Here is an 11,320-nt window from a genome sequence, read left to right as displayed (position 1 = left end):
GAGCAATTTATATGGTGGTTTTCTGGTACGGAAACACGCATTTTCATCGAATTTACAAGCTCGAAATGCCGTCCATATGTGCCAGAAAAATGCCGTAAATTCCGGCATTTGCGACGTTTGAATGTCAGCTGAATTGACGTCGGGCTTCACCCGATTCGCTGAAAGTTACATACGCGGCTTTTGGCGCGCGATTCTGTGATTGAATTGTGCTGTGAAGTCGTAATGGTAGGCTTGGAGTGCGAGCTTCAACGAGAAGCGCCGCTGGGTCGCGTTCTCAAGCAGTAAGAGGGCGTTCGGCGCGCTTCAGCAAGCGCACCGCTCGTTTGCCCAGGGAGGATCGGACTGAATGCCTGCGTTGCCGTCTCAGGGATGCCCAACAGGAATCTGGTTCAACAGCGCGAACAGAATGGCCGAGAGGATTGCGGCAGCAGGAACCGTTACCACCCAGGCAGCTGCAATCGTCAGTGCGTGGGAGCGGCGAACCAGCTTGCGACGGCGGCGCTCCTCAACCGGGATAGAATCCAACGGCAGGGCCTGGCGCGCCTTCTTCAATCGTCGTTCAGTGTCCCATTCGCGGAAGAATCCAACGCCAAAGATCGCTCCAATGGCGATGTGGGTCGAACTGACCGGCAATCCCAGCCAGCTGGCCAGAATGACGGTGATTGCGGCTGACAGTGACACGCAATAAGCACGCATCGGGTTCAGCTTGGTGATCTGATTGCCAACCATTCGAATGAGCTTAGGGCCAAACAGACACAAGCCGAATGAAATGCCACATGCGCCGATCAGCATAACCCAGAGCGGAATCTCAACGCCGTCGTTTAACGCGCCGGTCTGCGATGTCTGGACAATTGCCGCGAGCGGCCCGACGGCATTTGCCACATCATTTGCACCATGGGCAAAGCTGAGCAATGCCGCCGAAACAACGAGAGGAATGCTGAACAGGATCTTGAGTGACTTATTGCGGTTTTCGAGCCCGTATGACTGGCGGCGGATGACCGGGATCAAGATCAACCAACTTCCGACGCCAACAGCCAATCCACAGATCAGAGCTACCTCAATCGATACGTCGATCAGCTGTTTCAGCCCTTTCATGATCAGATATGTCGCGAAGGTTCCCGCCATGAGACCAACAAGGATTGGCACCCATACGCGAGCGGCAGCAATCTTATCTGCACGATAGACAATGCGGGCTTTAATCAACCAGAGAAAACCAGCCGCTATGATCGCACCCAGGACTGGCGAGATAACCCAGCTTGCCGCAATCGCCGCCATTTGGGACCAGTTCACCGCTCCGAAGCCAGCTGCGACGATGCCTGCACCCACGACGCCGCCGACGACGGCATGCGTTGTTGAAACAGGAGCGCCGATCCACGTCGCAAGGTTGACCCAAAGCGCGGAGGCGAGCAACGCTGCCATCATTGCCCAGATGAACATGATCGGTGTTGCAAGTGTGTCTGGCGCAATGATGCCGGTTGCGACCGTTGACACAACATCGGCTCCGGCGATGAGTGCGCCAGCACTTTCAAACACTGCGGCGATTGCAATCGCGCCCCCCATGCTCAGTGCATTGGCACCGACAGCCGGTCCCATATTGTTGGCTACGTCGTTGGCGCCAATGTTCAAAGCCATGTAGGCGCCAAAAACGGCCGCGGCCACAACGATGAGCATTTGGCTGGTCTGGCCCAGCAGCATGGCCGCGCCAAGTCCGGCAAGCATGATGAATACGAGAGCAATGCCCGGAGCCACGAGCGGACGTGAGACGTAACTCGCCGCCGTTTCCAGCTTGACGAAGCGGCCCAAGTCCCGGTCCAGAGTCTCCAGATGCCGAGCTTCGAGATCTTCGTTTGCCATGATTTACTCTTGATTTCTAACGCAGCGTACCAGTCGATACGGACGCTTGGGGATGATCCAATTCAGGAATTTGACCGGTGTTTAAATGCGGCCATTTTGAAAAGTCAATGGTTCGAGGTCGAGATGACCAATATGAAGGGCCGCTCGGCAAGCTATGGGGGGAGTCCTAATCTGATGCACGACCCGACAACGGGATAAAGCTCTCTGCCATTTAAGTCAGCGTATTTGCTGAGATATCCTCCGGTTAAGGAGAATGTGTTGCTGGCCGTTGATGCCAGCTCGGACACAATGGGCTGGGGACAATTCTGCGCTTGCGCAGCAGCGTGGAAACGAAAGGGCTACTACCCAGCACAGCGCCTCGAATATAACCGTGATTTCCAATCTCCAGGACCTATGGCCTGGGGAAGCACGGATGGATATACCGCGGCATAGCATAGCATTGCCTGTATATCGAAGGTCAGATAGGAGAAGCGGTGAGTTCGGGGTGGGTTTATCGTTTCCCGATTCCGAGTCGTAATCCACGAATATGCTGAGGGGCTTCAATGCCTATTTATGAGCTGGCAGCGCTGGGGGCTGCTATCTGCTGGGCGTTCACGGGCCTTATCTCGGCCGGGCCTGCTGGCCATTTGGGTGCGCTGACCTTCAATCAGGTGCGACAGATATTCGTCAGCTGCCTGCTTGTCATCTATGTGATGGCGACAGGAACGTGGCAGCAGATCCATTCTGGCAATGCTTTTCCGCTCATCCTGTCGGGCTTTATCGGCATCTTCCTGGGCGACACGATCCTCTTCGTGACCTTGAACCGGCTTGGGCCACGCCGATCCGGAATTCTGTTTGCGATGAATGCCCCCATTGCTGCCCTTCTGGGTTGGGTCGTGCTCGGTGAAAGACTTTCTACTTCGGTTGTGATCGGCATCGCTTTCACCATCATGGGCGTATGCCTGGCAATATTTTTCAGCAACCGCCGGACCCAGCTTCATCCCTGGGAAACGGTAAAAGGCTCTCTGATCGTTGGCTTGATGTTCGGTTTGCTTGCCGCGCTCGGGCAAGCGGTTGGATCGATCATCGTGCGGCCGGTTATGGCTACCGGCATCGATCCGTTTCTAGCCTCACTGCTGCGCGTGGGTACGGCAGCCTGTTGCCTCAGCTTCATCTCGATGTTTCCCGTCGCAGCCTTTCGTCCACGCAATCCGCTGACATGGCAGGCAACCGCCATGACGGCCTTTTCCGGTTTTCTGTCGCTCGCCATTGGAATGACGTTGCTGCTCTTTGCCTTGTCAGGTGGGGAGACAGGCGTAGTCTCAACGATCTCGGCAACCACGCCAGTCATCATCCTTCCGCTGCTGTGGGTGCGAACCGGGCAACGCCCCACAGCCGGAGCTTGGTTAGGAGCCTTGTTTGTGGTCACCGGTCTCGCGTTCATCATGTATCGATAGTTCAGTCATCCGCCTGAATTTTCCGTCGCGTTGCTTTGCCAAAATGCGTTGCGGCGTAAAAAATGTGCCCACAGGCGGATTAAAAATGGATGACCGGTGTTGATGCTGAAGACGGTAAACACGGGAGGTCGTCATGTTCCGCCCCTTAGCTATCATAATGGTCCTCGCTGCCATGCCCGTCTCATCGCATGCCGACACGTTCGGTGTTGCCAGCGGGCATTATACTATTCAGCAATCATCACACATCGCCTTTACCGTGAGCCAGGTCGGTGGTGGCGGACTGGGGGGCTCATTTGGTGAGTTCACTGGCAATCTGGAGCTCGATGCACAAAACCTCTCCAGATCCTCTGTATCGTTTCGGCTCCGGCCTGCAAGCGTCGATGCCAAACAATCCCGTATCACGGACTTTCTGAAGTCTTCGGCAGTCTTCGATGTGCAGGATTATCCGGTTCTGACTTTTGAATCGACCCGGATCACGCAGACAGGCCCGCGCACGGCCCGTATCGATGGAATGTTGACGGCACGGGGTAAAACCCATGGTGAAACATTCTTCGCGGCCCTTGTCAGCAACGACGCGAGAACCGTTACATTTCACGTGACAGGCGACGTGCTTCGTTCCCCATACGGCATGGATGTCGGCACGCCGATCTATTCCAACGTGGTTAAATTCGAGATGAATTTGCGCGGAGCAAAATAATGTCTCCGGCTACGGATTAATTTCGCGGGCGTGGTGTTGTCGTGATTGGAAGCAACGACAACACCACAAAGGAGGATTATCATGTGCAGACCCACAACACTTTTCGTAGCTGTCACGCTTATGACTGGCTTGCCATTCGTTGCGCATGCTGAAGATTACGCATCGGGAACCATAAAAACGATGAAAACGGCGAAAGGGGAGGAGGTCCTCACGAACGCCAAAGGGATGACGCTTTATGTTTTCGACAAGGATACCAAAGGGACATCCAACTGTTACGACGACTGTGCGAAGAAATGGCCGCCGCTGAAAGCCGACGGAAAGGCGACTGCTAGTGAAGAATTCAGTCTTATTGCTCGCAAGGACGGCACGAAGCAATGGGCCTATGAAGACAAGCCTCTCTATCTCTGGCAAGGCGATAAAAAGCCGGGTGACGTTTCCGGCGATGGTGTCGGCGGCGTCTGGCATGTCGCGAAGGATTGAGGAGGCCGGGTAAAAGGAAATGTCGCGCTTCCTGGACGAAATGGAGGAATGTGTTCCAGCGCTCCGGCGGTACGCCCGGGCGCTGACGCATGACGCTGACCAGGCAGACGATCTCGTTCAGGATTGTCTGGAGCGCGCCATTCGCAAGCGCAGTCTTTGGCAACCTTCCGGGCCGTTGCGTGCATGGCTGTTTCGAATGCTCGTCAATCTTTGGCGAAACGAATTGCGCCACAGGCGACGCGCCCCGGATAATGCGCCGCTATCGAGCGTCACGACAGAACCGCAGGTTGCCAGCGCATCTCCCTCCCGGCTTGCTTTTGCCGAAACTGCGCGTGCGATACAGTTGCTGCCTGTCGAACAGCGGGAAGCGCTTCTGCTTATCGCCATCGAGGGAATGAGTTACACGGAAGCCGCCAACGTCTTGGATATTCCGCTCGGCACACTGATGTCGCGGTTGGGGCGTGCACGGGCCACATTGCGCAGGCTTACAGAGGAGACGGGTGCGCAATTGAGGGTGGTGAAATGAAGAGCAACCTGATCAGCGACACCGAATTGCAGGCCTATGTCGATGGCTTTTTAAGCGAAGAACGCCGCCAGGCAGTGGAGAAGGAGCTATTATCCAATCCATCTGTGCGATCCGAACTTGATATCTGGCAAAGGCAGAATGAGACGTTGCGGGCATTATATGCTCCTGTCTTGGAGGAACCGCTGCCCACGCGACTTCTCCCCGACAAAGTCAGCAAACGGGTTCTCGAGGCGCGACGAAGATGGTGGCGCATGGCCGCAGCGGCGGTGTTTCTGGTGGCACTGGGCGGGCTCGGCGGTTGGTTCGGTCGCGATTTTCCGGGCAGCGCGCCGACACCTTCATGGCCACTCGCAAGTGAGGCTATGGCAGCTCACAACCTTTACGCCAGCGAAATCGTGCATCCTGTGGAAGTGAAAGCCGAGCAGGAGCAACATCTTTCTGCGTGGCTCTCCAAGCGGCTGGATCGCCCCCTTAATATTCCCGACTTGCGGACGGAAGGACTTTCCCTCGTTGGCGGGCGTCTATTGCCTGCCCAAGGCGGACCTGCGGCGCAACTGATGTATGAGGATCGGGAGGGCAAGCGCGTCACTTTGTTCATCGTGCCTTCGGACAATATGAAGGAGACGTCCTTGCGTTATCTGTCTCAGGATAATCTGGAAGCGCTTGTATGGACCGACAATGCCATCAGTTGTGCGCTTGTCGGCGACCTGCCGCGTGCGTGGCTCCAGGAAATTGCATTGAGTGCTTATAAACAGTTCGAGTGAAACAGACTTGAGGTCTTTCGGAAAGATCGTGATGTGGCGCAATACTGAAACCACATACGGATTTGTGGCGCAGCTCCTGCATTGGCTGATCGCCTGTCTGTTTATTGTCCAGATCGGTCTCGGTTTTCTGACACAGGCAACGGGTTCCGATCCGGCACTCCAGTTCACACTCTATCAGTGGCACAAGTCACTCGGCTTCGCGATTTTCGGTTTGGCACTCATCCGGGTGTTCTGGTTTGTAACGAGCATTCACCCGATGCCCTACAAGAACACGAACTGGCTGGAGGTAATGCTTGCGGGAGGCGCTCATCGAATGCTTCTGGCGATGACTATCCTTGTTCCACTCACAGGATGGGCGGTCGTTTCCTCGTCGCCTCTCGACATACCGAGCTACGTCTTCGACCTGTTCGTCATGCCGAATTTGCCATTGACCGTTTCAGACGCCGACGAAGCGTTCTGGTCGTGGCTGCACGCCACACTTGTTTATGGCACCATCGCTATTGTCATGTTGCATGTTATCGCAGCACTTTATCATCATCTCATCCGGCGCGATGGAACCCTGCGAAGAATGGTGAGTTTTCCATCGCGTTCATCTAAAATTGGCGCAACATCCCAATCGCATCGGAACAAGCCTTCATAAAAAGATTGAGAATGATGAACTGTCAGTCCACCAAGAGGCGAGGGCGGTTTCTTGTCACGGTTCATCGGTTTTCCGTGTCCAGATGCCATCCGCTGGGTGGCCAGCTTTCAGGCAGGCGGGCAGGCGGCTCTACTTTGGATGGGGATGTATCGGATCAACCCAATAAACTTCCTCAGGATCTTCAACCGGATTGACATCCGTAATGTTCACGACGACCGCTTCGTTGTCGGATCGAACCAAAACGCATTCCAGTACGTTGTCAGGATCGGCATTTATCTCCTGATGGGGAACATAGGGCGGTACAAAGATAAAATCGCCCGGTCCCGCTTCGGCCACATATTCCAGATGATCTCCCCATCGCATCCGCGCCTTGCCCCGAAGAACAAAAATGACGCTTTCAAGCGCGCCATGGTGATGGACACCGGTTTTCGCATTGGGTTCGATTGCTACTGTTCCTGCCCAGATTTTCTGTGCTCCAACGCGCGCGTGATTGATCGCCGCCTGACGGAACATACCCGGCGTTTGCGCGGTATTCGGATCAAGCTGATCCCCTTTGATCACGCGTACGCCGTCGTGCTTCCATCGATCCGAATGTTCATGATGATCCTCACTCATGGTTTGCTCCTCGGCGCAGATCAAAAAGGTTCAGATGTTGAGTATCATGCTCAATCGGTCTCCGTTTTCCGTCAAGAGGGGCCGATTCAATAAAACGGAAAATGATCTAGATACCATGTCGGGGCCGACGAACGACCCGCACTTTTCCACTGCTTCCGCCGCCGCAGAAAAAACGGTCGTTCCCATCGGATTCAAGGCCCGAAACTCCAGTTCCGGCCGGCATGTCCAATCGCTCGAGCACGGCGCCTGTTTTCTGATCGATATGGCGAATATCACTGCCGGTGCCTTCCCACGTGCCGTGCCAGAGTTCGCCATCGACCCAGGTGACACCGGTGACGAACCGGTCGGATTCGATCGTGCGCAGCACTTCTCCGGTCTCGGGATTCACCTGATGTATCTTGCGACCGCGATGCTGTCCGACCCAGAGCGATCCCTCTGCCCAAGCCAAGCCGGAATTCCCGCCATCTCCGGGCGCTGGAATTGTGGAGACAATCTGGCCGGTGCGGGGATCGATCTTGCGGATCATGGAATCGCCAATCTGGAACAAGTGCTCGCCATCGAATGCGGTTCCCGCATCGGCGGCGACATCCAGCGAACGCTGGATTTCCCCGCTATCGGGATCAAGGGCGTTCAGTCTATTGCCCGTCGCGAACCAGACCTGATTGCCGTCGAAGCTGACCCCGGCCACGTCATCTGCATCGGGGAAGGGGCCATATTCACGGATGATTTCGGCGGTTGAGTGTTTCATGTCTTCATCCTAGCTGTAAATCCGCGTGGTGGGGAGCAACAAGCTTGTCGGGAATCCGGGTACGCTCGCCGCGATCCAGCGGCGCGCTCTTCCGCGCCCGAACGCCTCGACCTTACCGTCGCGGGCAAGCTCCTCGAGTGCTCGCTGTACTGTACGCGGGCTGACATTCAACGCCAGAGCCAATGCGGAACTCGACCAGGCTTCCCCATCGCTGAGCAGCGCGAGGACTCCCGCGCCGTCACCTTCTACGTGCGGTGCCAGCACGGCAATATTTCGGGCGGGGTGAGGTTGCAGAACGAAACCGTCTGCGGTGGCATTCAGTGCTGCCAGCGGTTTGACCGTCTCACGCAGCCGCGCGACTTCAACACGCAGTCGCGCCCGATGCGACGCATCGACGTGTCGTGCATTGAAAGCACGTTTGAGGAGCGTTTCGCGCGCTACATCCTTCGGCCAGGCTTCCGCCAGAGCGCGCATGAGTTTAAGCAGCACCGGACGAGTGGCGAGCGGAATGATCGTTGCCCCTCCACGCACCACATTGCGGCAGGTGTCCACTATCAGCGTGTCGGTGGCCAGAAGCCTTTCGACGTCTTCTAGATGAAGAGAACGCTCGGCTTTGTCGGTGACCAAACGGGCTGCCGGCATTCCGAATGCTCGTATCGCCCGGTCGACCTCGGCCGAGAGTGCTGGAATACGTGCGTCTTCTGCGGCCTGCCTTGCCCGTTCCAGAGCTGCTTTCGCCGGTTTTGTCTTGATACGACGAATGGCTATGCCAGCCGCCACCAGTTGGCGCCCTGCCATCGAAGCGCGCGGCAGAGCGCTGTCATCCAACTGACCGAGCAACGTTTCCGCTTCATCAAGGCGGCCGATCAGGAGGAGGTGCCGGGCTTCGAGATAGCCGGCATGAGCAGCATTGCTGCGGTCACCGAATGCTTCGAGAAGCAGACGGGCTGCGTTGAGTGTTTGCAATGACTGGCCCAAATCGCGTGAAACAAGGGCGATTTCGGCTTCGGCAACGGCACAACGCGCGCGGGCTACGAGTTCTTTCGGACCGAAGCTACGCGCCGCGCTTCGCAGAAGCTCTCTGGCGCGCGTGAAGTCGCCGAGTTGTGCCATTGCTATGCCGCGCAATGCCAGCGCTGGCGGGTCATTTCGCAGGGCAACCCTTTTCAGCGCAGCGAGGGGATCGCCAGCCGAGAGAGCGCCTGCAGCGGCGGCGATCAGTGGGTCCATTGAAATCCCGTCACACTTGTAACTCTCACGCGCCCCTCCATCCGAGTTAGCTTCATTGTATCGCAACAGCTGGAAACGGCAATTCGATGGGAGAAGCAGATATGCCAATGCGCACAGTGACAGAGAAAGCCGGTTCTCCACCCGAGCCGACGAGCGATGCGTCCAGTTTGATCGGGCTTGCCGCCACGCCGACCTTCGCGCTGATGGCGTGGATTTCTGCTGTCGGTTCACAGGACATGACGATGTGCTCGGGTGCATCGACTTTCGTTCCCGTCAACGACATGGCGCTGATGTACGCGCTGATGAGCCTCTTCCATCTAACACCGTGGATGAAGCTTTTTGCCGCCCGTTTTCAACTCCCCAATACCAAACCATAGGAGACTCCAATGCAACGCGCTATTGTTTCACATGATGACTGGCTGATTGCCCGTCGAGACTTCCTGAAAGCGGAGAAGGAGCTGACACATCTTCGCGATAAAGTTGCCCGGCAGCGGCTCGCCTTGCCGTGGGTACGCATCGACAAGGAATATGTCTTCGATGCGCCGGAGGGCTTACGCACGCTGGCTGATCTCTTCGAAGGCCGGTCGCAACTTCTGGTGCAGCATTTCATGTTCGCGCCGGGATGGAAGGAGGGTTGCCCAAGCTGCTCCTTCATGGCTGACCACACCGATGGTATGAACAAGCACCTTGCGCATCATGATGTCACCATGATCGCTGTTTCCCGCGCGCCGCTTGCCGACATCGAACGTTACCGCCAACGTATGGGCTGGCAGTTCAAATGGGTGTCGTCCTTTGGCACCGACTTCAACTACGATTTCCGAGTGAGCTTCACGCCGGATGAGATCGCCAGCGGCAAAATCGATTACAATTTCGGCGAATGGGGCGAAGTTGGCGGGGAATGGCCGGGCGTCAGTGCCTTCTACAAGGATGATGCGGGCGAGATCTTCCGCACCTACTCCACCTATGGACGCGGCGTTGAAGTGATGATGGGTACCTACAATATGCTTGATCTCGCTCCGAAAGGTCGCAACGAGGCCGGGGGAATGGACTGGGTGCGCCGTCACGATCGCTATGAGCAATCGTTCCAGACGGCATAACAACCGGTCAGCAACGAAAAAACGAGGCTGCAGCCAACCCCGCTGGGGCGAGCTGCGGCCTTTTCGTTGCTGTGATACTGAGGTTCGGTTTCATGGTCGGCCCGGTAGTGGCGACAATAGGAAGACCAGTGGATCATAGGGCCCTTGCAGTACATTCAACTGCCTTCAGGCAATGGGTGAAAACTGCTTTTCCAGGCATGCTGGCGGTGGACGGACCAAGACGCTACCTTGCGTATTTCAACAGACATGTATTGGCGAAAGGATTTCATCAGTCATGAAGCCGACACTTGCAGACTTGGAAGCCTTTGCAACGGTCGCCAACGAACGCAGCTTTCGCCGAGCTGCCGATCTTCTTGGCGTATCGCGCTCTGCGCTAAGCCATCGCATGAAGAAACTTGAAGCACAACTTGACATCAGACTGCTGCACCGCACCACGCGCAGCGTTTCTCCCACGGAAGCTGGTGCACACCTGCTACAGAGGGTTTCCCCAACGCTTCGGGAACTTGACATAGCGCTTGATAGCCTTGCCGATGAGCGTGGCCATCCGAGCGGCCTTTTGCGCATCAATGCCAGCAAGGGGGCTGCCCGCGTCTTGCTTCGCCATGTCGTGCCGACCTTTTTGACCCGTTATCCAGAAGTGGAACTGGATCTGGTCAGCGACGGGAAACTGGTCGATATCGTGGAGCAGGGTTTTGATGCAGGTGTCCGGCTGGGAGAAACGGTGCCGCAGGACATGATTGGCGTCCGCATCAGCGACGAGCTTCGCTTTCTTGCGGTCGTCGCTCCTGCCTATCTGCGCGATTTCAATCGGCCTCTGGTTCCGGATGATTTGCGCAATCATCGCTGCATCCGCCAGCGTTTACCGAGCGGCAAACGGTATCGCTGGGAATTTGAGAAGCATGGTCAGGAGATGACGATTGATGCTCCGGGCACGCTGACATTGGACGATAATGACCTGATGATCGAGGCGGCTGCCGAGGGTCTGGGTATTGCCTACGTGCCGGAGAACCTGGCACATGATTTGTTGGTCGCTGGGGACCTTGTGACAGTGCTCGAAGACTGGTGCCCTCCGTTCTCGCCGTTGATGCTTTATTATCCCGGTCGCCAGCATGTGCCGTCAGCCCTGCGGGGTTTTATCGATGTCGTGAGAGCTCCCTATATCAGAGCGCGATTGTCAGCAAATTCGTGATGAGGAAACTGGGTAATTCTGGTGCTCATACAGGACGCATCGCC

The 11,320-nt window shown here is 56.4% G+C and carries 13 protein-coding genes; 9 read left to right on the top strand and 4 right to left on the bottom strand.

What is annotated here, in order from left to right; genetic code table 11:
- Positions 1-363: 363 nt before the first annotated feature.
- Positions 364-1,854: an inorganic phosphate transporter gene (locus MKS82_RS19735; RefSeq protein WP_109989407.1), complete on the bottom strand. Its 1,491-nt coding sequence runs from the start codon at positions 1,852-1,854 to the stop codon at positions 364-366.
- A 542-nt stretch (positions 1,855-2,396) separates the two neighbouring features.
- Here MKS82_RS19735 and MKS82_RS19730 point away from each other — a divergent pair.
- The 6 genes from MKS82_RS19730 (at position 2,397) to MKS82_RS19705 (ending at position 6,397) form a co-directional block, all read left to right on the top strand.
- Positions 2,397-3,290: a DMT family transporter gene (locus tag MKS82_RS19730; RefSeq protein WP_109989408.1), complete on the top strand. Its 894-nt coding sequence runs from the start codon at positions 2,397-2,399 to the stop codon at positions 3,288-3,290.
- A 133-nt stretch (positions 3,291-3,423) separates the two neighbouring features.
- Entirely contained in the window at positions 3,424-3,987 is a 564-nt protein-coding gene (locus tag MKS82_RS19725; protein WP_109989409.1) for a YceI family protein, read from the top strand.
- 81 nt (positions 3,988-4,068) lie between these two features.
- Positions 4,069-4,467 (top strand): COG4315 family predicted lipoprotein, encoded by a 399-nt coding sequence (locus MKS82_RS19720; protein WP_235969038.1) that lies wholly within the window; start codon positions 4,069-4,071, stop codon positions 4,465-4,467.
- Positions 4,468-4,486: 19 nt separating this feature from the next.
- Positions 4,487-4,993 (top strand): sigma-70 family RNA polymerase sigma factor, encoded by a 507-nt coding sequence (locus MKS82_RS19715; RefSeq protein ID WP_109989410.1) that lies wholly within the window; start codon positions 4,487-4,489, stop codon positions 4,991-4,993.
- Entirely contained in the window at positions 4,990-5,757 is a 768-nt protein-coding gene (locus MKS82_RS19710) for an anti-sigma factor family protein (RefSeq protein WP_109989411.1), read from the top strand. The genes MKS82_RS19715 and MKS82_RS19710 overlap by 4 nt, the downstream gene beginning before the upstream one ends.
- A gap of 31 nt (positions 5,758-5,788) precedes the next feature.
- Entirely contained in the window at positions 5,789-6,397 is a 609-nt protein-coding gene (locus tag MKS82_RS19705) for a cytochrome b (protein WP_109989412.1), read from the top strand.
- A 129-nt stretch (positions 6,398-6,526) separates the two neighbouring features.
- On the opposite strand, the gene MKS82_RS19700 is transcribed toward MKS82_RS19705, so the two are convergent.
- The 3 genes from MKS82_RS19700 to MKS82_RS19690 all read right to left on the bottom strand — a co-directional run bounded on the left by MKS82_RS19700 (position 6,527) and on the right by MKS82_RS19690 (position 8,990).
- Positions 6,527-7,012: a cupin domain-containing protein gene (locus tag MKS82_RS19700; RefSeq protein ID WP_109989413.1), complete on the bottom strand. Its 486-nt coding sequence runs from the start codon at positions 7,010-7,012 to the stop codon at positions 6,527-6,529.
- 106 nt (positions 7,013-7,118) lie between these two features.
- On the bottom strand, positions 7,119-7,760 hold the full coding sequence (locus MKS82_RS19695) for a PQQ-binding-like beta-propeller repeat protein (RefSeq protein WP_240579191.1): 642 nt from the start codon (positions 7,758-7,760) through the stop codon (positions 7,119-7,121).
- A 9-nt stretch (positions 7,761-7,769) separates the two neighbouring features.
- Positions 7,770-8,990 carry an HTH domain-containing protein gene (locus MKS82_RS19690; RefSeq protein ID WP_240579190.1) on the bottom strand — a complete coding sequence of 407 codons (1,221 nt, stop codon included), beginning with the start codon at positions 8,988-8,990 and terminating at the stop codon, positions 7,770-7,772.
- A gap of 101 nt (positions 8,991-9,091) precedes the next feature.
- On the opposite strand from MKS82_RS19690, the gene MKS82_RS19685 reads away from it, so the two are divergent.
- The 3 genes from MKS82_RS19685 (at position 9,092) to MKS82_RS19675 (ending at position 11,276) form a co-directional block, all read left to right on the top strand.
- Positions 9,092-9,367, top strand: a complete 276-nt coding sequence (locus MKS82_RS19685) for a hypothetical protein (RefSeq protein WP_176036115.1) — start codon at positions 9,092-9,094, stop codon at positions 9,365-9,367.
- Between the two features lie 9 nt (positions 9,368-9,376).
- Positions 9,377-10,087: a DUF899 domain-containing protein gene (locus MKS82_RS19680; RefSeq protein WP_109989417.1), complete on the top strand. Its 711-nt coding sequence runs from the start codon at positions 9,377-9,379 to the stop codon at positions 10,085-10,087.
- Between the two features lie 274 nt (positions 10,088-10,361).
- Complete coding sequence (locus tag MKS82_RS19675) at positions 10,362-11,276, top strand: LysR family transcriptional regulator (RefSeq protein ID WP_109989418.1); 915 nt, start codon at positions 10,362-10,364, stop codon at positions 11,274-11,276.
- Positions 11,277-11,320: the final 44 nt, after the last annotated feature.

This window comes from Ochrobactrum sp. A-1 (genome assembly GCF_022488005.1).
Taxonomy (GTDB): Bacteria; Pseudomonadota; Alphaproteobacteria; order Rhizobiales; family Rhizobiaceae; genus Brucella.
Note: the sequence above shows the minus strand (reverse complement) of the source record. Positions and strands in the feature narration are given on the sequence as shown.